The sequence below is a fragment of the Kocuria sp. HSID17590 genome, from assembly GCF_003989485.1.
Lineage (GTDB): Bacteria > Actinomycetota > Actinomycetes > Actinomycetales > Micrococcaceae > Kocuria > Kocuria salsicia.
On record NZ_RBMB01000012.1, the window covers coordinates 40,013 to 62,651 of the forward strand.

19 protein-coding genes and 1 tRNA gene are annotated in these 22,639 nt (G+C 71.2%); 9 read left to right on the top strand and 11 right to left on the bottom strand.

Features of this window, described 5'->3' with window-relative positions:
• A complete protein-coding gene (gene pknB, locus D8M39_RS05910; protein ID WP_126874623.1) occupies positions 1-1,953 on the top strand; it encodes a Stk1 family PASTA domain-containing Ser/Thr kinase in 1,953 nt (650 codons plus the stop codon).
• Positions 1,954-2,137: 184 nt separating this feature from the next.
• On the opposite strand, the gene D8M39_RS05915 is transcribed toward pknB, so the two are convergent.
• Positions 2,138-2,779, bottom strand: a complete 642-nt coding sequence (locus tag D8M39_RS05915) for an aminodeoxychorismate/anthranilate synthase component II (protein ID WP_126874624.1) — start codon at positions 2,777-2,779, stop codon at positions 2,138-2,140.
• 201 nt (positions 2,780-2,980) lie between these two features.
• Here D8M39_RS05915 and D8M39_RS05920 point away from each other — a divergent pair, with 201 nt between their 5' ends.
• Together D8M39_RS05920 and D8M39_RS05925 are read left to right on the top strand one after the other, a co-directional pair.
• Complete coding sequence (locus tag D8M39_RS05920; RefSeq protein ID WP_055082494.1) at positions 2,981-3,787, top strand: cell division protein CrgA; 807 nt, start codon at positions 2,981-2,983, stop codon at positions 3,785-3,787.
• 49 nt (positions 3,788-3,836) lie between these two features.
• Positions 3,837-4,043 (top strand): hypothetical protein, encoded by a 207-nt coding sequence (locus D8M39_RS05925; RefSeq protein ID WP_055082496.1) that lies wholly within the window; start codon positions 3,837-3,839, stop codon positions 4,041-4,043.
• Between the two features lie 129 nt (positions 4,044-4,172).
• Here D8M39_RS05925 and D8M39_RS05930 read toward each other — a convergent pair whose 3' ends face one another.
• The 4 genes from D8M39_RS05930 to D8M39_RS05945 all read right to left on the bottom strand — a co-directional run bounded on the left by D8M39_RS05930 (position 4,173) and on the right by D8M39_RS05945 (position 8,876).
• Positions 4,173-4,730, bottom strand: a complete 558-nt coding sequence (locus D8M39_RS05930; protein ID WP_055082497.1) for a YceI family protein — start codon at positions 4,728-4,730, stop codon at positions 4,173-4,175.
• A gap of 27 nt (positions 4,731-4,757) precedes the next feature.
• Complete coding sequence (locus D8M39_RS05935) at positions 4,758-6,065, bottom strand: ISL3 family transposase (RefSeq protein ID WP_126874625.1); 1,308 nt, start codon at positions 6,063-6,065, stop codon at positions 4,758-4,760.
• Between the two features lie 119 nt (positions 6,066-6,184).
• Positions 6,185-7,156 (bottom strand): EamA family transporter RarD, encoded by a 972-nt coding sequence (rarD, locus tag D8M39_RS05940; RefSeq protein ID WP_055083252.1) that lies wholly within the window; start codon positions 7,154-7,156, stop codon positions 6,185-6,187.
• Positions 7,157-7,295: 139 nt separating this feature from the next.
• A complete protein-coding gene (locus D8M39_RS05945) occupies positions 7,296-8,876 on the bottom strand; it encodes a DUF6882 domain-containing protein (RefSeq protein WP_055083250.1) in 1,581 nt (526 codons plus the stop codon).
• A 371-nt stretch (positions 8,877-9,247) separates the two neighbouring features.
• Here D8M39_RS05945 and D8M39_RS05950 point away from each other — a divergent pair, with 371 nt between their 5' ends.
• Positions 9,248-10,654, top strand: a complete 1,407-nt coding sequence (locus D8M39_RS05950; RefSeq protein WP_126874626.1) for an SseB family protein — start codon at positions 9,248-9,250, stop codon at positions 10,652-10,654.
• Positions 10,655-10,792: 138 nt separating this feature from the next.
• Here D8M39_RS05950 and D8M39_RS05955 read toward each other — a convergent pair whose 3' ends face one another.
• Together D8M39_RS05955 and D8M39_RS05960 are read right to left on the bottom strand one after the other, a co-directional pair.
• Positions 10,793-12,316, bottom strand: coding sequence for a catalase (locus tag D8M39_RS05955; RefSeq protein ID WP_055083246.1), 1,524 nt, complete (start codon positions 12,314-12,316; stop codon positions 10,793-10,795).
• A 47-nt stretch (positions 12,317-12,363) separates the two neighbouring features.
• Entirely contained in the window at positions 12,364-12,840 is a 477-nt protein-coding gene (locus D8M39_RS05960) for a Fur family transcriptional regulator (RefSeq protein ID WP_055083244.1), read from the bottom strand.
• Positions 12,841-13,394: 554 nt separating this feature from the next.
• Between D8M39_RS05960 and D8M39_RS05965 the strand changes: the two genes are divergently transcribed.
• Together D8M39_RS05965 and htpX are read left to right on the top strand one after the other, a co-directional pair.
• Positions 13,395-15,050 carry a sigma-70 family RNA polymerase sigma factor gene (locus D8M39_RS05965; protein WP_126874627.1) on the top strand — a complete coding sequence of 552 codons (1,656 nt, stop codon included), beginning with the start codon at positions 13,395-13,397 and terminating at the stop codon, positions 15,048-15,050.
• A gap of 116 nt (positions 15,051-15,166) precedes the next feature.
• A complete protein-coding gene (gene htpX / locus D8M39_RS05970; protein ID WP_126874628.1) occupies positions 15,167-16,072 on the top strand; it encodes a zinc metalloprotease HtpX in 906 nt (301 codons plus the stop codon).
• A 96-nt stretch (positions 16,073-16,168) separates the two neighbouring features.
• On the opposite strand, the gene D8M39_RS05975 is transcribed toward htpX, so the two are convergent.
• On the bottom strand, positions 16,169-16,660 hold the full coding sequence (locus tag D8M39_RS05975) for a YajQ family cyclic di-GMP-binding protein (protein ID WP_126874629.1): 492 nt from the start codon (positions 16,658-16,660) through the stop codon (positions 16,169-16,171).
• 53 nt (positions 16,661-16,713) lie between these two features.
• Positions 16,714-17,220: a patatin-like phospholipase family protein gene (locus D8M39_RS12970; protein ID WP_238693976.1), complete on the bottom strand. Its 507-nt coding sequence runs from the start codon at positions 17,218-17,220 to the stop codon at positions 16,714-16,716.
• Positions 17,221-17,701: 481 nt separating this feature from the next.
• Here D8M39_RS12970 and D8M39_RS05985 point away from each other — a divergent pair.
• Positions 17,702-17,783, top strand: a tRNA-Tyr gene (locus D8M39_RS05985).
• Between the two features lie 315 nt (positions 17,784-18,098).
• Positions 18,099-18,494: a co-chaperone YbbN gene (locus tag D8M39_RS05990; protein WP_126874630.1), complete on the top strand. Its 396-nt coding sequence runs from the start codon at positions 18,099-18,101 to the stop codon at positions 18,492-18,494.
• A 148-nt stretch (positions 18,495-18,642) separates the two neighbouring features.
• Here the strand turns inward: D8M39_RS05990 and D8M39_RS05995 are convergent, their stop codons facing one another.
• A complete protein-coding gene (locus tag D8M39_RS05995) occupies positions 18,643-19,356 on the bottom strand; it encodes a VIT family protein (RefSeq protein ID WP_126874631.1) in 714 nt (237 codons plus the stop codon).
• A gap of 77 nt (positions 19,357-19,433) precedes the next feature.
• Positions 19,434-20,441: a DNA-3-methyladenine glycosylase gene (locus tag D8M39_RS06000; RefSeq protein WP_238693977.1), complete on the bottom strand. Its 1,008-nt coding sequence runs from the start codon at positions 20,439-20,441 to the stop codon at positions 19,434-19,436.
• A 296-nt stretch (positions 20,442-20,737) separates the two neighbouring features.
• Here D8M39_RS06000 and D8M39_RS06005 point away from each other — a divergent pair, with 296 nt between their 5' ends.
• A complete protein-coding gene (locus tag D8M39_RS06005) occupies positions 20,738-22,519 on the top strand; it encodes a DUF2079 domain-containing protein (protein WP_238693978.1) in 1,782 nt (593 codons plus the stop codon).
• The last annotated feature ends 120 nt before the right edge of the window (positions 22,520-22,639 follow it).

The following is a 22,639-nucleotide window of genomic DNA, read 5'->3' on the forward strand; positions in this document are numbered from 1 at the left end:
ATGGGGGCGTCTTCGATTCCTGATCTGATCAACGACCGCTACCAGGTGGGCGAGGTCATCGGCCGGGGCGGCATGGCCACCGTGCACCTGGGCCAGGACGTCCGGCTCGGGCGCCGCGTGGCGATCAAGATCCTGCGACCGGAGCTCGCCGCGGACGAGACGTTCCACGAGCGCTTCCAGCGCGAGGCCCACGCGGTGGCGTCCCTGAACCACCACTCGATCGTCGCCATCTACGACACCGGCGAGATCACACCCCAGGGCCCGGACGGCGTCCTGCGGCCCTACATCGTGATGGAGTACGTCCCCGGCCAGACCCTGCGGGAGCTCATCCACGGCGGCGGGGTCACCCCCGAGCAGGCCGTCGAGTACATGCTCGGCATCATGGACGCGCTGTCCTTCAGCCACCGCGCCGGGATCGTGCACCGGGACATCAAGCCCGCCAACGTGAAGGTCACCCCGGACGGCGGCGTCAAGGTCATGGACTTCGGGATCGCGCGCGCCGTGGAGGACACGCAGGCCGCGCTCACGCAGTCCCAGGCGGTGCTCGGCACCGCGCAGTACCTCTCCCCGGAGCAGGCCCGCGGTGCCGCCGTGGATCCCCGCTCCGACCTCTACTCCGCCGCGTGCGTGATGTTCGAGATGCTCACCGGGCGCGCGCCGTTCGTGGGCGAGTCCTCCGTGGCGATCGCCGCGCAGCACGTGCGGGACGCTCCCCCGGCGCCGTCGGCACTGAATCCCCAGCTGCCGCCCGCCGTGGACCGCTTCATGGAGCGCGCGCTCGCGAAGAACCCCGAGGACCGTTTCGCGGACGCCGGGGAGATGCGACGCGCCCTGCGCGACCTCGGTGCGGCGCTGCCCGGGGACCTCGGGGCCACCCAGCCCATCGACACCGCCCTGGCGGGGGACTCCAGCACCAAGACCCTGCCCGCGGTGGGGGCCGGTGCACCCGCCGCGGCGGTGACCGCGGCAGGGCGCAGCGAGGACACCGAACCCTCGGGCCCCACGCCCGCCCAGCACGGGGACCTCGATCCGGACGACGCCACGGACCCGGGGCCCGGGGCCGCCCACTCCTCCGCTGCGGCGCCCCGCGAGCGGCGGGCCTGGCTGCTGCCCGTCCTCCTCCTGCTGCTGCTCGCCCTGCTGGGCGTCGGCACGGTCATGGGGGTGCAGTGGTGGCAGTCCCAGCAGGCCGAGCAGGTGACGCGCGTAAGCGTCCCCCAGGTGGTGGGGATGGACAGCACCACCGCGGAGAACACCCTGCGCGACGCCGGGCTGAACCCCGTGTTCACCACCAAGCACGACAGCAGCGTGCCGGACAAGCACGTCATCAGCATGGACCCCACGGCCGGGACAGAGGTGGACGAGGGCTCGAGCGTGGCCGTGGTGGTCTCGGACGGGCCCGAGAACGTGGACGTCCCCGGGGACCTCGTGGGCCAGTCGCTGGACTACGCCCGTCAGGCGCTGCAGAAGGCCGGGCTGGGCGTGGGCGAGGTGACCACCGTGAACAGCGCCACCGTGGCGGAGAACGTGGTGATCTCCAGCGATCCCACTCCGGGCACCTCCGTGGCGCACGGCAGCGCTGTGAAGCTGCAGGTCTCCTCCGGGAAGGTCACCGTCCCGGACGTCGTGGGCATGACCCGCGCGGAGGCGGAGCAGGCGCTGCGCGCGCTGGACGTCCGGCTGGGCTCGGACGTGAAGATCGAGGAGACGCAGGACGCCGAGACCGGCACGGTGCTCGCGCAGTCCGCGCCCGCCGGCTCGTCCGTGAGCCAGGGCTCCACGATCACGCTGACTGTGGCGCGCAGAACCACGCCCTCCCCCACCCCCACGCAGGAGGAGACCGCGGAGCCCACGCCCACTGAGGAGGAGACGACGGCGCCCACGGCCCAACACACCCAGAGCCACGCCACACCACGGCCCACGGCGTCACGCGGGGGCCGTGGCAACGGCTGAGCGGATGAGCGAACGCCCCGGACACTCGATGGTGTCCGGGGCGTTCGTCGTTGGTGGTGCGTTCACGGTTCGAGGGGCTCGCAGGTCGGCGCGTCTGGGATCTCCGAACGGCGGCGGTCCGCCGCCTCCGCAAGGTTCGCGCGCGGCGTCGTCGTGGTGTGCCGCGAGGGGCGAAGGAGTCCGCTCAGGCGGTCATGAGCGGGGAGAGCCCCGCCGCCGCGGCCGCCGCACCGTGCTGGCCCACGCTTTCGAGCCAGTTGCCGAGCATGAGGTAACCACCCTCGGTGAGGACGGACTCGGGGTGGAACTGGACCCCGTGCAGCGGTGCGCTGCGGTGCTTGAGTCCCATGACCGCGCGGCCGTCGTCGGTGGTGGCGGTGACCTCCAGGCAGTCCGGGACGGTGTCCGCTTCCACGGCCAGGGAGTGGTACCGGGTGGCGGTGAACGGGGAGGGCACGCCGGGGAACACGCTGTCCTCGTTGTGGACCAGGCGGGAGGTCTTGCCGTGCATCAGCTGCTGGGCGTGACCCACGCGGGCGCCGTAGACCTCGCCGAGGGCCTGGTGGCCCAGGCACACCCCGAGCAAGGGCTTCTGGTTCACCTCGGCCCAGCGGATCAGGTCCGAGCACACGCCGGCGTCCGCCGGGGCACCGGGGCCCGGAGAGAGCAGCACGCCCTGGTGCTCACCGGCCAAGGCGGTGGCGGCGGAGACGTCGAGGTCGTCGTTGCGGACCACGGTGGTCTGGGCGCCCAGCTGCTGGAGATAGCCCACCAGGGTGTAGACAAAGCTGTCGTAGTTGTCCACCACGAGAATCTTCACGGACACTCAAGAACTCCTGCGCGTTCACCAATTGACAGAACGTGCGCAAGTCTACGCCCGAGGCGGCCGATAGACTGAACGCCGATCTCACACCGGGCCCCGCACCGCGCCGGGCGGATGAGGTGCCTCGGGCCGCAGCGGCCCACCCGCGCTCCGCCCCGGCCGGCCCCTCACCGGGAGCCCACCCATCAGGAGGAATGAACAGCATTGGCCCAGTCCCAGAAGCGCTTCCGCCGCTCCCGCAAGGATGACGACGACGCCCAGCAGTTCGTCCTGACCGATCGGGACCGCGAGCTCGCGGCCCTCGCCGCCGAGATCCTCCCCCGTAACAGCGCGGCGGCCTCCTTCGAACGGCACGCGGCGCGCAATGCCGGCTCCACGTCCGTCTCCGCCAAGGACGCGGTCACGGACCACGAGCTGGTCGACGACGACGCCCCCGCTGCCCGCGCGCACGGCACTTCGGAGAAGGCGGCGGGCAAGAGCACGGGCACCGCCACGGCAGGCACCGATGCGGACGCAGCCACCGGAGCCGAGGGCGATGCCGCGTCCGCCGGGGGCGCAAAGTCCGCGGGCCGCAAGAAGCGCGCCGGGAACAACCCCCGCAAGGGCGCGAGCAGGGTCGGTGCGACGGCGCGGACGGACGCCGCGGCGTCCGCTGCCGCTGAGGGCTCGAGGAGCGAGAGGGCCACGGGCGCGGCCGCCAAGAGTACGGAGACTGCCGAGGAGACGCCGGCCGAGCTCAAGGCCCGCCGCAAGCGCGAACTGGCCGCGAAGCGCCGCGAGGAGAAGGCGGCCAAGGCCGAGGAGCGCGAGCGCCGCGCTGTCGACTACCAGCCCACGCCCACGTGGTACAAGGTCATCATGGTGGGGCTGATGATCGTGGCCCTGCTGTGGATCATCTCCTACTACCTCTTCCAGGGCCTGATCCCCATTCCCGGGATCGGCGTCTGGAACCTCGTGATCGGGCTCGGGTTCATGCTCACCGGCCTGATCATGACCACCCGCTGGCGATGACCCCGGCCCCGGTCAGCCATCCCGCCCGCCAGGCCCGTCAGGAGTGCCCGTGAACATCCCGTCCAACCCGCCGCAGGAGGGCGACTCGCGCCACGTCGCCGATCAGACAGCGAGTGACCTCAACACCGAGGCGGATCGCCACCCGACCCGTCATCACGTCAACCCCGCGCGCATGGAGGTGCGGGTGCGCCGCATTGCGCTGATCGGGCTCATCCTGGTGCCGGTCGTCTACTTCGTGGTGCAGTCCCTGCGCTGACGGCAGCCCCGAGAGCGGGCAGCGTGCGCACAGAACGCGCCCCTCAGGACTGTGTCCTGAGGGGCGCGTTCAGTGCTGTCCGGAGTCAGTGGCTCACTGCGTCCAGCTCTGGCTCAGTTGCAGCCGAGCTCAGTTGGAGCTGGACTCGGGAGCGGTGAACTCCACGTCCAGGGTGATGTTCACCTTGTCCGAGACCATGACCCCGCCGGTCTCGAGGGCGGCGTTCCAGGTCACGTTGAACTCCTTGCGGGAGATCGAGGTGGAGGCGCTGAAACCGGCGCGGGTAGCGCCGAACGGGTCCACGGCCACGCCGTTGAACTCGACGGCCAGGTCCACGTCCTTGGTCACGTCGCGCAGGGTCAGCTGGCCCTTGACGGTGCCCTCGTCGCCGTTGAGCTCCACGCCCGTGATCTTGTAGGTCATCTGCGGGTAGTTCTCGACGTCGAAGAACTCGGCGCTGCGCACGTGGTTGTCACGGCCCTCGTTCTTGGTGTCCACGGAGTTGGTCTGGATGGTGACGAGGCCGGTGTTGTTGGCGGAGTCATCGGTGACGTTCAGCTCGCCGGAAACGTCGCTGAAGACGCCGCGGACCTTGGAGATGCCCGCGTGGCGGACGGAGAAGCCCACCTCCGTGTGAGCCGGGTCCAGGGTCCAGGTGCCGGGGGTCATGCCTTCGAGGGTGCTCATGTCGTACTCCTTCGGGTTGGCGGCTCTTCACGAACGAGGGTGTAGCGCGGGTCTGAACCCTCCGGCTTCGAGCAGCGACCGAGCGATGTAGTGGGTGAGGTTGCGGAAGCCGAGGGCGGAGCCGCGGAGGTGTTCGAGTCGCCCGTTGATGGCCTCGGTCGGGCCGTTGCTGGTGCCGGGGCGGTCGAAGAACGCGAGGATGTCGCCCGCCCGCTGCTTCATGGTCCGGCCGAGCTTGCGGACCTCGACGAGCGCCGCGGGAACGCCGCTGCTGATCGCAGCGATCACCTCCTGCATCATCGCCTTGGCCTTCTTCTTGTCGGACTCCCGGTAGGCGGCGACGATGCGCTGGTAGATGCCCCAAGTCGCTTCGACCTCGACGTGCTCCTCACTCGCGAACACCGCGTCCAGTCGAACGCGCTGCCGGTCGGTGAGCAGGTCCGCGCCGGTGTGCAGGGTGCGGCGGGCCTTGTAGAGCGGGTCGTTCTTCATCCCGCGGCGCCCGAACAGGTCTTGCTGGACGCGCCTGCGGCACTGGTCCAACGCGTCGCCGGCGAGGCGGACCACGTGGAACGGGTCCATGACCGGGACGGCGTCGGGGAGTTCTTCGGCGGCGGCGGTCTTGAAGCCTGCGAACCCGTCCATCGCGACGACTTCGATCTGCTTGCTCCACTCGGTCGGCCGCGCCGCGAGCCACTGCTTGAACACCGCCTTCGAGCGTCCCTCGACCATGTCCAGCAGCCTCGCCGGCCCGGTCTTGTTCCTCGCGGGCGTGAGGTCGATGATCACGGTGACGTACTTGTCGCCCAGCCTCGTGTGTCGCCAGACGTGCTCGTCGACACCGATCGTGGTGACCCCGTCGAACCGGGCGGGGTCGTCGATCAGGCGCCGCTTGCCTTCCGCGAGGACGGCGGCGTTCGCGGCACTCCAGGACACCCCGAGACCTGCGGCGACGCGGGTGACGGTGAGGTGGTCGATGACGATGCCCCGCAGCGCCCACTCCACGCCGCCGCGGGAGATCTTCGCACGCGGCGCCGCTGCCCGCGTCATGTCCTGCCGCCACGTGCGCCGGCAGTGTCCGCACCGGTACCGGCGCACCCGCACCAGCAGGGTCGTCGGCCGGTGCCCGAACGGCTCGTGCGCCAGTCGACGCGTGACCGTGTCCCGCGGCACGCCCTCCGACCCGCACCTCCGGCACCACGGGTCCGTCTCTACTGGCCGGCACTCGATCGTCGCCCGATCCGGCTCGATCAACTGGCCGACGGCGACGAGCCCGAGCTCATCGAGGCGGCAGAACGTGGTCAGGTCAGGGGTCGCGAACGTAGGGTGGAGCACGTCGAGGTCTTTCGGCGATGGTGAGCGTGAAGAACTTCCATCATCCGGGAGACCTCGACCCCTACCCGGCCACCGACGCGCTCAACCGACTACACCCTCGTTCGTGAAGAGCCGCATTGCTACACCTCAGATGTTTGCCCGGGCTCAGGGGTCGGCCGCCTGGGCAGCCGCGGGGCACGGGGTGCGCGCACGGCGTCGAGCAGAAGAAGCACCACGGCCACCCACACGAGACCGAATCCGGCCCAGCGCTCCGGGGGCATCTCCTCGTGGAACAGGGCGACCGCCAGGATGAACTGGCCGATGGGGGCCACGTACTGGATCATCCCCACGGTGCTCAGGGGCAGCCGGGACGCCGCCGCACCGAAGAGCAGCAGGGGCACGGCGGTGATGACGCCCGCGGAGAGCAGCAGCAGGAAGTGGCCGGGGCCCTCGGAGGTCAGCGTGATCTGGCCGTTGGCGCCCAGCAGCGCGACGGCCACCAGGGCGAGCGGCGTGATGGTGGCGGTCTCCGCCGTCAGGGTCACCAGTGCGGGGTAGCGGGATCCGAGGCGGGACTTCACGAGCCCGTAGAAGCCGAAGGAGAACGCGAGCCCCAGGGACAGCCACGGGACGGCGCCGTAGAACACGGCCATCACGAGCACCGCCAGGACACCCACCACGATGGCCGCCCACTGCAGCGCCCGCAGCTTCTCGTGCAGGACGAGCACGCCCAGCAGGATCGCGACGATGGGGTTGATGAAGTATCCCAGGGACGCCTCGAGGGTGTGGCCCGTGGTGGTGGCCACCGTGTACAGCAGCCAGTTGCCCGCGATCAGCACCCCCGCCAGGGACAGCGCGGCCACGGCCTGCCCGTCCCGGAAGACCCGCACGAACTGCCGCAGCCCGCGCGTCACGGCGAGCAGCAGAAGACAGAACGCCAGGGAGAACAGCACCCGCAGGGCCACGATCTCGTACGGGGTGGCGGGGGCGAGCACCACGAAGTACAGGGGCAGCAGCCCCCAGATCGCGTAGGCCCCGAACCCGTAGCCCACACCGGCCCGGGTTCTGCGCTGGTGGTCGGGCTCCGGGCCGGGGCTGAGGGTGGAAGTCACCGACCGATCCTATCTGGGGGCGCCCACCGCGGTGTTCACGAGGGGTCACGCGTGCACGGCGGCTGCGGCGCCACCAACGACGGAGCACCCGCCCCCACGGGGGACGGGTGCTCCGGTGATGCGTCTGTTCAGGCGCCGGTCACAGGTCGAAGAAGCGGCTGAGGAAGCCGCGCTTCTTCTTGCCCTTGCGCTCGGCCTGCTCGTTGGTCTCGACCTCTTCGCCGTCCACGACGGCCGGGGCGGAGAGGTCGTCGTCCGGTGCGCCCGGACCAGCCACGGTCTCGCGCTCCACGACCTCCTCGCGCTCCTCACGGGCGAAGCGGTCCTCGCGGACGCCACGCTCGCCACGGCCGAGACGCTCTCCGGCGGCGCGAGTGCGGTCCCGCTCGGGAGCACGGGCGTCCTCGCGGACCACGGTCTCCTCCTCGACCACGACCTCGCGCTCCACGCGGTCCTCGTCGCGGGCAGTTCCGAAGCGCTCCGACTCGAGGCGCTCTGCCTCGACACCCTGCGACTCGGTGCGCTGCGACTCGACGCGCTCCGGATCCTGGCTGGCGGGCTGGCCGGCGGCGAAGTCCGGGTCCGGGATCCGGGACATGGCGGTGGTGTCCGGGTGCGGGGACGCGGCCGGACCGGCCGTGGCGTGCTCGCCCTGGGGACCGGGCAGCACCCGGGTCTCCACGCGGCCCGGCGCGGCCGGCTCGTGGGTGGGCTCCTGGTCGAAGGGCTGGTCCGCCTCGTGCAGCTGGCTGGCGGGCACGGCGACGTCGTCGGCGGGCTGCTCGGGCTCGGGCGCCTCGATCTCCTCGGGGGCGAGCTCGCTGGGCAGCGGCTGCTCCTCGGCGTCCTGCCCGGCTACGGCAGAGGGTGCGGGGGTCGACGCCGCGGCGGCGGCCTCCTCGCGCTCCCGGCGCTTGCGCTCGGCGTCGGCCTCGCGCTGCTCCTGACCCAGCTGCTCGGCGCGGCGCTCGGCGGCACGGCGGTCCTCGAGCAGGGCCTCACGGTGGGTGGCGGCCTGGCGCTCGAGCTCGCGCAGCTCGTCCTCGCCCACGGAGGGCTCGGCGGGCTCCACGCCCGTGATCTGGTGGTCGTCGAACCAGAAGCGCTGGGCGCCGTCGTGCACGGTGACCACGCACGTGGCGTCCGTGTCCCACTCCACGTGGGCGCCGCGCAGCTTGGCGTAGCTGGCCACGGCGAGGTTGTGGTCCACGGCGGTGTCCGTGGTGAGGGACTCGCCGATGACCTGCATCATGCGCTGCTCGGTGAGGCGGGGGAGCTCGAACTCCGGGCCGTCCAGCAGCAGCCACGCGGTGATGTTGCCGCCGGCGCGCGCGGGGTAGTGGGCGTAGAGGCCGGTGACGGCCTTGGCGGCCAGCGTGAGCCGGCGCGCGAGACCCTCCTGCAGCGGGAGCTCGTCCGTGGTCAGCTCGCCCACCTCGTGGCGCTCACCGGCCTGTTCGGCCTGCACCGCCGCGGAGACCACGCGGGGGTTGAAGTGGCCCAGCTCGCGCCACGACCACACGAAGGACCCGCGGGCCGCGGACTCCGTGCCCAGCAGGTACGGGGTCAGCGTGACGGGAGGCGTGGTCTGCAAGGTGAACGACGGCGCGGAGAAGTCCACGTCCCAATCCGCACCCTGGGACAGCTCGGCCAGCACTGCCTGGTACTCGGTGGAAATGAAGATCGACGCGTCGATCAGCTCCTGCAAGGTTTTTGTCATGGGTCCAGGCTAACAACTGCCTCGGACTCCCACAGCGCCGTCGTGGCGGGTCAGGGGCGCTTCGCAGGAACCTCTGCGCCGGGGCGCCCTCCGCGTCACTAGCACCACCGCGGCCACTGCGTCCGGACCGCCACCGCGCTGGAATGACGACCGCGCCGAGGTGACGACGACGCCGGGGCGGCGACCGCGCCGGGACGTGCCGGGGCACGGGCGGGACACGTGCCGGGCGGGACCCGGGACGACGTCGTCGTTCCCCCGCGCCCCGCAGCCCCGTTCGCTAGGCTGGGCGCGCGGCCCGGGACCTCCCGGGACTCCCCGCACCCTCGGACGACCTGACCCGGCGCGAGCGGGTCGAAGGGACACTGACACGAATGACCTCTGAGCCGCAGCCCGCATTCGGAGCCCCCACCACGGGCGAACGCGAACTCGTCGCCCGGGTGGGCGAGTGGGTGATGTCCGTCCTGCGCAGCGAACCGGGGTGGGACGCCATGCTCGTGGAGTTCAAGCCCCAGGGCGGGCGCGTGCACCTGCGCGTGATTGAGGACCGCGGCGGGGTGGCGACCCCCGGTGCGGCGGGTCCGATCAAGCAGGACAGCGCGGTGCTGGAGACCCTCACGGAGCTGCAGCGCAGCTGCTACGTGCCGGGCCGCGGCAGCTGGTTCTCGGCGTCCGTGACGATCACCGCGAAGGGCTGGCCAGAACCGGAGCTGAGCACCACGGCCTCCTACCACTTCCACGACCTGCCGCACGTCTACGCGCAGGAGGGCCCGTACACGGCGCAGGACGTCCTCGCCCAGCTGGAGGCGTTCCCCCGCACCCGTGAGCGGACGCCGGAGTGGGCCGTGGAGCTGGCCGAGCAGGCCGGTGTCGAGCTGCCGTTCGCTGACTCCGCCGAGGACGCCTCCGGCGGGGACATCCACCCCCGGCTGCGAGCCGCGGCAGAGGCCTACACCCGGGAGCCGGGGGAGCGGGCCATGGCCCGGGCCCTGCGCGAGGCACTGGTGGGAACCGTGCTGCTGGACGTCTCCGGTTCGGACCTGGTGCCGGGGGAGGACGGCCAGCCAGTGGGCCCGGAGTCCCACATCCGCGTGCAGACCGTGTCCCAGGCGGACGGCACGCGCGCCCTGGCCGTCTACACCTCCGCGGAGCAGGCCCGAGAGATGTTCTCCCGCAGCAACCGCAACGAGGAGCTCGCGGAGCCCGTGCTGCTGCGCCAGCGCGCGAGCGCCACCCTGGAGATGGTTGCCAAGGACCGGCAGTACGACGAGGTGGTGGTGGACCCGGCCTCCGAGCACGCCCTGCGGATCCCGCGCCAGCAGATCGAGTGGGTGGCGCGCTCCCCGCACAACGAGGCGCTGAAGCAGGCGCTGCTGGACAACAACATGTCCGGCGTCCTGGGTGCCCTCTTCAACCCCGGCGGGCACCTGCTGCTCGGCACGCGCGAGCAGGGGGAGAACGCGGTGCCGGTCATGGTGCAGCCCTCGCAGGAGGGTGCGGCCCCGGACACCCTGCTGGTGTTCACCTCCGCCGCCGAGGTGGCCGCCCTGGACCCGCAGCTCACGGTGCGCTCCGCCCCCACCCGCCAGATCCTCGACTTCGTCCTGGACTCGGACGCCGCCGCCATCTGCATCAACGCGATCGCCCCGGTCACCACGCTGCCCACCGAGCAGCTGCGGGAGATGCTCGAGCTGGTCACGCAGCACGAGAAGGACCTCGCCGAGTCCCAGGGTGAGCAGCCGGAGGGTTCCAAGGGCGACGACGCCGCGTCCGGGGCCTGAGCCCCATCTCACCACCGCGCGGCGCCGCCACCGACCCCGGGCAGCAGGTACGGCAGAGGCCCCGTCCCCTCCGAAGAGGGAACGGGGCCTCTGCCGTAGCCGGGTCAGCGGGCGCGCGGCCCGCTCACCGGTGTGGGATCAGATGCCGTAGGCGTCCGAACCTGCGTTGCGGGCCTCGGCCTCGCGGACGCGGCGGCCGAGATCGGCGTCGACCTTCTCCCAGTACTGGAAGGCGGCCTCCTTGATCGTCGGGTCCGTCACGTCACCGATGTGACCGGCGATGTTCTCGACCGTCTCGGCCTTCTCCTCGTCGCTGAAGACCTCGCGGTATAGGGTGCCGGGCTGACCGAAGTCGTCGTCCTCGGAGTGCAGGGTCGCGGCGGCGCGCAGCAGGTCCCCGTCCGACTCCCAGCGCAGCTCGTCGGCCTTGACCGGACCGGAGCCGGCCACGGGCCCGCCCTGGGTGTTCGGCGCGTAGACGGGCTGGTTCGGGTGCTTGAACGTGTACCGCATGGGCCCGTCCTGCGAGTACGAGTTCATCTCCGAGCGGTACGGGAAGTTCACGGGCAGGTCCGCGAAGTTCGCGCCGATGCGGTGACGGTGCGTGTCCGGGTAGGAGAACACGCGGGTCATGAGCATCTTGTCCGGGGAGATCTCCACACCGGGCACGGTGTTGCTGGGGGAGAACGCCGCCTGCTCGATCTGCGCGAAGTAGTTCAGCGGGTTCTGGTTCAGCGTGAACTTGCCCACCTTGATGCGGGGGTAGTCCTTCTGGGAGATCGTCTTGGTGACGTCGAACGGGTTGAACCGGTACGTCTTGGCGTCCTCGTACGGCATGACCTGCACGTACATGGTCCACGAGGGGAACTCGCCCTTCTCGATGGAATCGTAGAGGTCGCGACGGTGCGCGTCCGCGTCCTTGCCCGCGATCTCCTCGGCCTCGGGCCCGGTCAGGCCCTCGACGCCCTGGTCGGAGATGAAGTGGTACTTGATCCAGAAGCGCTCACCGGCCTCGTTGCTCCACTGGTAGGTGTGGGAGCCGTAGCCGTTCATGTGGCGGTAGGACTTCGGGATGCCGCGGGGGCCCATGAGGTAGGTGACCTGGTGGGCGGACTCGGGCGACTGGGTCCAGAAGTCCCACTGCATGGTGTTGTCGCGCATGCCGGAACCGGGCAGGCGCTTCTGCGAGTGGATGAAGTCCGGGAACTTGATGCCGTCGCGCACGAAGAAGATCGGGGTGTTGTTGCCCACGATGTCCAGGTTGCCCTCGGTGGTGTAGAACTTCAGGGCGAAGCCGCGGGGGTCGCGCCAGGTGTCCGGGGAGCCCTGCTCACCGGCAACGGTGGAGAAGCGCGCCAGCATGGGGGTCTTGGTGCCCTTCTGGAACACCGCGGCCTTCGTGTACTGGGAGACGTCCTCGGTGATCTCGAGCTCGCCGAAGGCACCGGCGCCCTTGGCGTGCACCACGCGCTCGGGAACGCGCTCGCGGTCGAACGCCGCCAGCTTCTCCACGACGTAGGAGTCGTGCAGGACGATGGGCCCGTCCGGGCCCACGCTCAGCGAGTGCGCGTCGGCGTTCGTGGGGAGGGGCAGGCCCTCCTGGTTCGTGGTGAACGAGCCGGTCTTGCGCAGTCCGTGCTCGTGGGGAGTGGTGTCAGACATGGTTCCTCCTGGGTGATGGATGGGATCCGACGAAGGTGTGGACGGTACTACGGGGCCTCGGGGTCCTGCTGCGCGCCACTGTGCTGGCAGCTCGGGCAGATGCCCCTGAAGACCACCTCGGCGGACAGCAGCTGGAAGCCGTGGTCCTCCGAGGGCGTGAGACACGGAGCGTGTCCCACCGCGCACGGCACGTCCTGGATGACGCCGCAGGAGATGCAGTACGCGTGGTGGTGGTTGTCACCGGTGCGGATCTCGTACCGCGCCGGGGATCCGGGCGGTTCGAACTTCGACACCATGCCGATGGCCGCGAGGTCCGAGAGGACCACGTACACCGACTGGACGGAGATGGTGGGCAGGACCGCGCGGACCTGCTGCACCGTGTCCTCCGCGGTGGCGTGCGGCACGGCGTCCACGGCGTCCAGCACCGCGAGACGCTGCTTGGTGACCCTGCGCCCGTGCGAGCGCAGGTGCGAGGTCCACGCGTCCCGTGAGGGGTGCGTTTCGGCCGCAGCAGTGGTCTCCATGCGCCTCACTCTAATCTTATTCTGAGCCATTCACAATAGTTAGTGTGTCCTAAGTCGCAGGATTCCGTGGAATTCCGCGCCTTCCGCGGCCTCGGGAGGTGGGCACGGAGCCGGGGGACGACGACGTCGTGCGGCTTCCTGGAGGGGGCCCGGCGCCGCCCCTCCCGGCCTCGGACGGGCTCGGGCGGGGCCCGCGAAAAAAGTTTTCGGATCCCGCGTCACGTTTTCCCTCCCCGCCTGTCTACACAGTGAATCGCGTGCGGGCCGCACGGGATTCCGGACGGTCCGATCGCTCGGGGCCGACGAACCGGTGCCACCTCACGTACGGGGACACATCGCGTGGCACACGGTGGGTGAGAGCGACTCTCGGCCGGGCGGGCTGCCCGGCCAGGGGGAGAGAGCGGTGCTAGGAGACGGGGGTGGAGCCGGTGGGGGCCGGCTCCACCCCCGACCGTTCTCCCGGCCCCGCGTGGAGCAAACGCACTGCCGCTTCCCCGCGGGTACTGACACAATGGGCTCAGCAGCACCACCGTCTTCTTCTTCCAGAGAGCGTCATGACACACAGCGCAGCCTCCCGCAGCGCGCGTCCCCAGGGCCGGGACGAGCCTCCTGCCAGCGACGAACGGCTGCTCACCGCCGTGCGCAACGGGGACTCTGCGGCGTTCGCGGAACTCTACGAGCGCCACCGAGGAGCCGCGCTCGCCGTCGCCCGGATGCACTTTCGCAACGAGTCGGACGCCCAGGACCTCGTCTCGGAGGCGTTCACGCGTGTGCTCGGGCTGCTGCGCGAGGGCAAGGGCCCCCGGGAGTTCCTGCGCGCCTACCTCGTGACCGCCGTCTCGCGCCTGGCGGCTGACCGTGCCAACGAGCTCACGCGCACCCGCCCCGAGGATCCCCAGCCGAACGGGCCGCTGGACCGGGTGGAGCTCTTCGACGACACCGTGGTGCGCCAGGTGGACTCCGCCGTGGTGGCCCGCGCGTTCGCGTCCCTGCCCGAGCGCTGGCAGGAGATCCTGTGGTACCTCGAGGTCGAGGGGCGCAGGCCGCGGCAGGTGGCGGGCGTCGTCGGCGCCCAGCCCAATGCGGTCTCCGCGCTCGGCAAGCGGGCACGCGAGGGCCTGCGTGCCGCCTACGTGCAGGAGCACGTCTCCGCGCGGGCGCTCGAGGACTGCCGCGAGTACTCGTCCCAGCTCGGCGCGTTCACCCGCGGTTCGCTCACCCCGCCGCGCACCAAGGCCGTCCAGGACCACCTGGACGGGTGCCCCCGCTGCACGGCGGAGTACCTGCAGCTGCAGGACCTGGGGCTCGGGCTGCGCGGCTGGATCCTGCCCGTGCTCGCCGGGCTTCCCCTGTGGGGCGCCGAGGGATCCCACCTGGCCACGGCACTCGCCGGCACGCCGCTGCTCGGCGCGGGTGCGGCGGCCGGAGCCGGGGTGGCGGCGGAGAGCGCCGCGGGCGCCTCGGTGTCCGAGGGAAGCACCGCCGTCGGCTCCTCTGGCGCAGGCGCCGCCTCCTCCGCCGGTGGGGTGGCCTCACTGGTGGGATCCGGGGCCGGGCTCGCCGTCGCGGCCACAGCCGTCCTCGTCGCTGCCGCCGCGGCCGTGGGGATCGTGGCCGCGACCAACTCGGGCGGAGGGGACGCGGTCTCCGTGGCCGCCGAACCCACGCAGGGACTCGATGCCACCGCGGGTGACGGGGTGGCGCCCGGGGGTGGGCGGTCACCGGCCAGCGGGGACCGCCCGGCGGGCGCTGCGGGGGTCCAGGGTGCGGCCGGTGCCGGTGCCGACGACGCCGCAGCTGGGCAGCAGGCGGCGGGTGAGGAAACCGACCAGGTCAGCGACGTCGACCAGGAGTCGGGAGCCGTTCGGAACGTCGACGACGCCGCGCCGGCTCGTCCGGCGGTCGAGCCGTCCCTGCCGACCATCGTCGATCCTCCCGGTACGGGTCTCTCGGAACTCCCCGGCTCCACGCTGCTTCCCCATCCGCAGAGCCCACTGAACCCGGATCCGAGTGAGCCGGTGGGGGAGTCCTCCCCGGTTGTGTCGACGGACCCCGTCCAGACCGGTGATCCGCTGCCGAGCGGCGAGTCGCAGGTCACGGTGGTTCCGAGCACCGATCCCAGGCCCGGGGAATCTAACCCGAGCCCCTCGCCCAGCGACTGCACCATCTCGCTGGTCCTCGGCGACATCGTCCTCTGCCTGCCGTTGTGATGGGCCGGGCGTACGGCGGCGGCGCCCACGGGCCGAACGGCGGCCCCGGCGCCGGGCGCGGAACCTCATACCAACCCACACGACCCACGGGCGCGAGCCCCGGAGGAGAAGACTTAATGCATCGGCACTACAACGGCGTGAAGACCGCACTGCTGCTGGGCGGGATGTGGGCGGTGCTGCTCGGGATCGGCTGGGTCATCGCCGGCGCCACGCGCAGCTCATTCTTCATCATCCTGTTCGGGGTGATCGGCCTGGCCGGCACGGCCTACAGCTACTGGAACTCGGACAAGCTGGCGCTGGCATCCATGCGCGCGGTCCCCGTGAGCCCGCAACAGGCGCCCGCCATGTACCGGATCGTGCGCGAGCTCTCGCAGGCGGCCGGGCAGCCCATGCCGCGGCTCTACATCGCCCCGACCATGAGCCCCAACGCGTTCGCCACAGGACGCAACCCGGAGCACGCGGCGGTGTGCTGCACCGAGGGGATCCTGCAGATGCTCGACGAGCGCGAGCTGCGCGCCGTGCTGGGCCACGAGCTGATGCACGTCTACAACAGGGACATCCTCACCTCGTCCGTGGCCGCGGCCGTGGCGGGGCTGATCACCTCCGCGGCGCAGATGCTGCAGTTCGCGGCCATGTTCGGCGGACGCAGCAACGACAACCGTGGTGGGGGAGGCAACATGCTGGTGGGTCTGCTCATGGCGTTCCTCGCCCCGCTCGCCGCCTCGGTCATCCAGCTGGCCATCTCCCGCACGCGCGAGTACGACGCGGACGAGGACGGCGCCAAGCTCACCGGGGACCCGCTGGCCCTGGCCTCCGCGCTGCGCAAGATCGAGGGCGGGGCGGACCAGCGGCCCATGGACCCGGAGGACCAGAAGCTCGTGAACACCTCCCACCTGATGATCGCCAACCCGTTCCGCGGCGGGGCGGTCTCCGGACTGTTCCGCACCCACCCGAGCACCGACGACCGCGTGGCGCGCCTGGAGAACATGGCGCGCTCCGGCGGCTTCTACGGCAACCGCTGACACGAGGAGACGGACGACGCCGCCCGGGCTGGGCGGCGTCGTCCGTCTCGTTCTGCTCGTCCGCGAGCGGTGCCGGAAGCTTTCCGGCGGCCGGGGTCAGCGGTAGTTCACGAACTGCAGGTCGACCTCCAGGTCCGAGCCCTTGAGCAGGGAGATGATCTCCTGCAGGTCGTCGCGGGACTTGGAGGAGACGCGCAGCTCGTCGCCCTGGATGGTGGCCTTCACGCCCTTGGGGCCCTCGTCCCGGATCAGCTTGGTGATCTTCTTCGCCTGGTCCTGGGCGATGCCCTCCTTGACGGTGGACTCGATGCGGTACTCCTTGCCGGAGGCGTAGGGCTCACCGGAGTCCAGGGACTTCAGCGAGATGCCGCGCTTGACCAGCTTGGACTGGAAGACGTCCAGCACGGCCTCCGCGCGCTCCTGCGAGTTGGCCTTGATGAGGATCTTCTCCCCGGAGAAGTCGATGTCCGCGCCCACACCGCGGAAGTCGTAGCGCTGGGAGACCTCCTTCTGCGCCTGGTTCAGGGCGTTGGAGACCTCCTGCTTGTCGACCTTGCTGACCACGTCGAACGATGATTCCGATGCCACTGTCCACTCCTTGGTTGCTGGGGTGCCGTCCCCGGAACACGGGCACCGCGTGCTCACGCGCTCCAGAACTCCTTGACGCGGTCCGCGAGCTGTTCCGCCTGTGCGAGACCGGCTTCGAACGAGGGTATCCGACGCGCAGGATCCAGGGGATTCCTGCCGAACGCCGCGCGGCTGGCGCCGTCTGCGGTGATGTGGAACGCGTCGCCGGTCTCCTCGATCAGCAGCAGCGACTCGTCCAGGGTGGGTCCGAAGGGGCTCGTGCGCGGTTCGGGGTTGCACGAGATCACCAGCACCTTGTCGTGTCCGGCCGCGAGGTCCGCGTTGGTCGCGGAGCGCATCCCACCGTCCATGTAGGCGTGGCCGTCGATGTGCACCAGGGGGAACACCGTGGGAACCGTGCAGCTTGCCGCCACGGCCTTTTCCAGGAGCACGCTGCTGCGGGCATTGAAGACCGTGAAGGCGCCGTCCGCGCTGTCCACGGCGGTGAGTGCAAGCTCGCCCGTCGGCCAGTCGCGCGGCAGCGTGTGACCGATGCGCGCGAGCCACGCCTCCTCGGTCATGACCGCGGTCGATGCCGTCGCCCGCGCCCCGCGCCCCGAGCCGCGCGCGGGCATCCTGCGGACCCGTGGCGCTCTCGGCAGCCGTTCCCATCAGCTGCACGAACTTCTCAGCGTCGAACGGCGGTGCGGCCGGTGAGGAGACGGGTCCCTGCGCGTCCGCGCTGGCCTGGGGAGACTCCGTGCGCGGGAAATGCGTGGTGAGGGCGTTGGCGCGCAGCTGCACCGCCACGACAGACCCCGCAGACGTACCCACTACGAGGTCCGCGGCCCCGAGGTCCACCCCAGAATCCAGGAGACCCGCGAGGAGACCGCTCTCCCAGGCGATACCTGCCGTTCCGCCACCGCCGAGCACAACAGCGCGGGTGGTTGATGTGCTGTTCTGCATGGTGTTTTCCTCCTGGCGACGATTTTGGGGCCCAAAGGCTCACCGTGTACTGTTGAGGTGCTTCGTCGCACACAGTACGTGTGCGTTGGATGCCTCGGCAGGTTACCCGAGCGGCCAAAGGGGGCTGACTGTAAATCAGCTGGCAATGCCTACGGGGGTTCGAATCCCTCACCTGCCACCGCCGCCGGCGTGCGTGACACCGGCAAGAGTGAAGGAGCCTTCCCGGACCGAGAGGGTCGGGAAGGCTCCTTTCGTGTAACCGGGTCCAGCCCCAGGGACCGTGACAACGCGGCGTCGCCCGGGGTTGCACGCACCGGCATCTCGGCGGGTGCGCACCCGCCGCATCTTCGCTCGTCGCCGCGCGCACCGTGGCCTCGCCAGGTGGCGGGGACGACGACGTCGCCCCGCCTGCTCGCGGCGGCCCCACCGGGGGTCCTTGAGCCGGCAGTGAACGGTCTGGAGTGCTGGGGAGGCGGCGTCCTATCGTGGACGCATGGCTACTGTAGAGATCACCCAGGACACCCTGGGCCAGACCATTTCTGACAACGACATCGTGTTGCTGGACTGGTGGGCAGACTGGTGCGGACCGTGCAAGCAGTTCGCGCCCACCTACGAGACGGCCTCCGAGAAGAACCCGGACATCGTGTTCGGCAAGGTGGACACCGAGGCGGAGCAGGGCCTGGCTGCAGCCGCCCAGATCTCCTCGATCCCCACCCTCATGGCGTTCCGCGAGGGCATCCTCGTCTTCTCCCAGCCCGGAGCGCTTCCGGCGTCCTCCCTGGAGGAGGTCATCGGGGCGGTCAAGAACCTTGACATGGACGAGGTCCGTGCCGAGGTGGCCAAGCAGGCCGCCGAGGGCGGAGCAGAGCCCGAGGCGCCTCAGAACTGACAGTTCCCGCGCTGGCAGGTCTCCGGCATCGGCCGGTTCGTGGCCCCGCCGCAGCACATGAGCGGGCCACACCGAGCCCGTGAAGGACACGAACGAGGGCGGCTCCCCATTGGGGAGCCGCCCTCGTTCTGTGTTCAGGCGGGGTGCGTCACGCGGCGGAGACGCCCAGCAGGGAGCCGATCAGGAACGTGACGGCCAGGGCGATGGCGCCACCCACGACCACGCGCGTGGCGGCGCGGGCAACGTGCGGGGTCTCGCCGAGGCGCGCCCCCAGGGTTCCCGTGAGGGCCAGGGCGATGAGCACCGCCACGAAGGTGACGGGAATCCGCCACTCGGGTGGCGGGAGGAGGATCGCGAGCACCGGAAGCAGCGAGCCGACGAAGAACGAGAGCGCGGAGGAGATGGCGGCGGCCCACGGGTTGGCGATGTCGTCCTCGTTGATGCCGAGCTCCGCATCCAGGTGGGCCTTCAGTGCGTCCTTCTCGGTGAGCTCGAGCGCCACCTGGTGCGCCGTGGCCTGGCTAAGGCCGCGCTCGCGGTAGAGCTCCTCGAGCTCCTCCAGCTCGGCATCGGGCATCTCACGCAGCTCCCACTTCTCCCTCTCGATCAGCGCCTCCTCGGAGTCCTTCTGGCTCGACACCGAGACGTACTCGCCCAGGGCCATGGAGAGCGCACCACCGATCACGGCGGCGGTTCCGGCGACGAGGATGGGCCCGGTTGAGACGGTGGCACCGGCCACGCCCACCACGGTGGCGGCCACCGAGACGATGCCGTCGTTCGCTCCCAGGACGCCTGCGCGCAGCTTGTTGAGCCTTTCGCCGGAGGCCTTGGCGTGGGGTTCTGGAATGGTGTGCTGTGACATGTTCCGTAGTCTGCGCCGGATCCGCAGGCGTCGCCAGGCAGGACAGCCATACCTCAACCATCCCAGTGGCGGTGGCCTCAGTGGTGGCGATGGTCCGCCGGGGTCATCCGGGGTCCGAACGACGGCTTGCGGTGGCCGCTGGCCTTGATGAGTCGCACCACGCGCTGGCGGTGGCCGCGCCACGGCTCGAGCAGCTCGAGCATGCGGGCATCGGATCCCGGGGCACCGTCGAAGAACCAGCACACGTAGTCCGCCAGGTGGTAGTCGTACACGCTCACCCCGTCCGGGTCCGCGTGGGTGCACTGGGTGATCTCTGCAGCCGTCCACGGCCCGATCCCGTCGATCGACTGCAGCGCCTGCCTCACCCGCGCCGGATCCGTGTGCTCCGCCAGCCGCTCCAGCGCCGAGGCCCGGTGGACCACGCGCATCACAGTCGCTGAGCGCGCCGGGTCCACGCCGGCCCGGTGCCACTGCCAGGAGGGGACGCGGCGCCACTGCTGCGCACTCGGCGGCACGCGCATCCCGTGCGGGGCGGGTCCGGGGGCGTCCTCGCCCACCCAGCGCAGCAGAGCCCTGTGCGCGCGCACTGCCTCGATGGCCGTGACCCGCTGCTCCAGCACGGACACGACGGCGCGGTCCAGCACGGTGCCGGTGGCCGGCAGCCGCAGCCCTGGGTGCTCGTGCCGGGCCCGGGTCAGGGGTGCGGGCAGCTGCCCGTACGCGGGGGAGGACTCGAACGCCGTCCAGTCGTCGGCGGCTCCCACCCAGCGGGGTGCGTTCGGCAGCCATGCGAGCGCCCCTGGTCCCCAGGCTTCCGCCAGCACGTCTCGCTCGAGCGGCTTCGTCTCGCGCTCCTCCAGTACCCGGGAGAAGCGTGCACTGACCGGCAGCCCCTTCCACCGGGCCGTGATCCACACGCAGTCCTCTCCGAGCACGCGCACGGTGGGGTCCTCCGCCCCGCGCGCGAGCACACGCAGGGTCTGCGCCAGGTGCACCGGTGCGGCCGGCGTCCAGCGCGCGGTGGCGGCAGGTTCCTCGGGAACTCCGGCGCGCGCCGTCGTCCTCCGGGCGGCCCTGGTGCTCACGTGCGTCGTCATGACCCCAGAATCCCACCGCCCTCCGACACGCACACCGCGCCGTCCCGGCGGCACGGGAAGCCGCTCGACACGACCGGCGGCAGCCGCGACGGTTCGACGGCCGCGCGGTACCTTGACCGGAGGTGGTCCCGCTGCTCGGCCCACGCGCCAGCCCAATTCACTAGCCTGACCGACAACGCGCCAACCCGGCACCACCCGTCTGACGCGACGCTCCGCCGTCAGCATCGTCCCCTCCCGCACGCCGCACCCCCAGCGGCACGGCCCAGATTCCGGACGGAGAACCGGTGACCCCGCAGCACACATCCCCCCGCTCGGCCGGGTTCCCCGCATCCGCTGAGTCCCTCGGCCACCAGGACGCCACCGAGCCCCCGATCCCCGCGATCCGGCCCACCGGGTTCGCCCGCTGGCTCCCCGTGCTCGTGGGCGTGCTCGCCACGGCCCTGTACTGCGCGCTGTCCTGGAGCCAGTGGATCCGCTGGGAGGTGCCCTCGTGGGACAACGCAATCTTCACGCAGCTGCTCTCCTCCTACGCTTCCGGCCGCGGTCCCGAGGTGGATCTGAAGGGCCACGGCTTCAACCTGCTGGGCGACCACTTCCACCCGCTGCTGGTCGTGCTGACCCCCGTCTACAAGCTCTTCCCCTCCGCCCTGACCCTGATGCTGGTGCAGGACGTGCTGTTCGGGTTCTCGGTGGCGGTCGTCACCCGGTGCGCCACCCGGGTGCTGCGCGCGACTCCCGCGGCGGCCGTGGGGGTGGCCTGCGCGCTGAGCTTCGGGCTGCAGAACGCCGTGGCCGTCCAGTTCCACGAGATCGCCCTGGCCGTGCCGCTGCTCGCGCTCTCCCTGAGTGCGTGGCGGGAGGGCAGGTGGCGCGCGACCGCGCTGTGGGCCGCACCCCTCGCACTGGTCAAGGAGGACCTGGGGGTCACGGTTGCGGTGATTGGCGCCCTGCTGGCGGGCCGCGCGGTGCTCCCGTTCGCCCGGCGGTGGGCTCCGGAGGCACGACGCCGCCTCGCGGTGCTCACCGCCTTGCTGCGGCAGCCGGACGCCGCGGTCCCCGGCGGCCCGGGAACTCCGGGGACCACAGGAACCACAGGACCGGCAGAAACCCTGGGACGCACCGGGGGCAGCGTCGAAAACCGGGGAAGCGGCGGCGTCGTCCTCGACCACGCCCAGTGGCGCAGCGACCTGCGCGGCCTGCGGCGCGATCCCGTGCTCCTGTGGGGCGCGGTGCTCGCCGTGTGGGGCATGGGGGTGTCCGCGCTCGCGGTGGGTGTTGTGCTGCCCGCGCTGAACCCGGCGGGGGAGTTCGCCTACGCGGACAAGCTGGACCCGGCTGGCTTCCTGATGGACCCCGCGTCCGCCGTGATCCTGCTGGTGGTCCCGGTGCGCAAGCTCGTCACGTGGCTGCTCGTGCTGCTGAGCGGTGCGGTGGTGGCGGTGCGCTCGCCCGTGCTGCTCGTGGCGCTGCCCACCCTGCTCTGGCGCATGCTCTCGCCCAACGACGGCTACTGGGGTCCGGGCTGGCACTACAGTGCCGTGCTGATGCCCGTGGTCTTCGTGGCGCTCGTGGACGCGGTCGCCCGGCTGCGCGGGGACGCGGACCGTGCCCGACGCCGCACGGGCGGCACTGCGCCCACCTCGCCGTCCGCGCGGTTCGAGGCGCCGGTGCTCACCGTCCTGGCGGCGGGGGCGCCGTGGGCGGCGCTCGTGATCGCGCTGGTGGTGGGGACGGTGCAGCCGCTCGCGCAGCTGGTCACGCCCGCCGCGTGGCAGCCGGACCCGCGCGGGGAGGTCAAGGCCGCGGCGGTCGCGGAGATCCCGGAGGGCGCGAGCGTGGCCACGGACCTCTCCCTGATGAACGCGCTGGTCAGCCGTACGCGCGTGCACTGGATCGGCAACGGCGAGGATCCCGCTCCGGAGTACGTGGTGGTGGACCGCTCCGGCGGCACGTGGGGGACCACGCCGCCGCAGGACGTGGCCGGGTACGCGCAGGACGTCTACGGGCACCGCTACACCGTGGTCAGTGACGAGGCGAACATCGTGGTGGCCCGCGAATCGTCGTGAGGCGTGACCGCCGTGCGATAGGATGGGGGTTCATCATCCCGGTTCTCTGTCCTTGCAGCACCGTTTCGCCGTTACCGGCACGTCGGTCCTGGACATCAGCGGTCGTTCCGCTCGCACCGG

Excerpts from the sequence above, each read along its gene's own strand:
- pknB (WP_126874623.1), top strand. The coding sequence starts at position 1 with ATGGGGGCGTCTTCGATTCCTGATCTGATCAACGACCGCTACCAGGTG.
- D8M39_RS05930 (WP_055082497.1), bottom strand. The coding sequence starts at position 4,730 with ATGAGCACCCTCGAAGGCATGACCCCCGGCACCTGGACCCTGGACCCG.
- D8M39_RS05945 (WP_055083250.1), bottom strand. The coding sequence starts at position 8,876 with ATGACAAAAACCTTGCAGGAGCTGATCGACGCGTCGATCTTCATTTCC.
- D8M39_RS05950 (WP_126874626.1), top strand. The coding sequence starts at position 9,248 with ATGACCTCTGAGCCGCAGCCCGCATTCGGAGCCCCCACCACGGGCGAA.
- D8M39_RS05955 (WP_055083246.1), bottom strand. The coding sequence starts at position 12,316 with ATGTCTGACACCACTCCCCACGAGCACGGACTGCGCAAGACCGGCTCG.
- D8M39_RS05960 (WP_055083244.1), bottom strand. The coding sequence starts at position 12,840 with ATGGAGACCACTGCTGCGGCCGAAACGCACCCCTCACGGGACGCGTGG.
- D8M39_RS05965 (WP_126874627.1), top strand. The coding sequence starts at position 13,395 with ATGACACACAGCGCAGCCTCCCGCAGCGCGCGTCCCCAGGGCCGGGAC.
- htpX (WP_126874628.1), top strand. The coding sequence starts at position 15,167 with ATGCATCGGCACTACAACGGCGTGAAGACCGCACTGCTGCTGGGCGGG.
- D8M39_RS12970 (WP_238693976.1), bottom strand. The coding sequence starts at position 17,220 with ATGACCGAGGAGGCGTGGCTCGCGCGCATCGGTCACACGCTGCCGCGC.
- D8M39_RS05990 (WP_126874630.1), top strand. The coding sequence starts at position 18,099 with ATGGCTACTGTAGAGATCACCCAGGACACCCTGGGCCAGACCATTTCT.
- D8M39_RS05995 (WP_126874631.1), bottom strand. The coding sequence starts at position 19,356 with ATGTCACAGCACACCATTCCAGAACCCCACGCCAAGGCCTCCGGCGAA.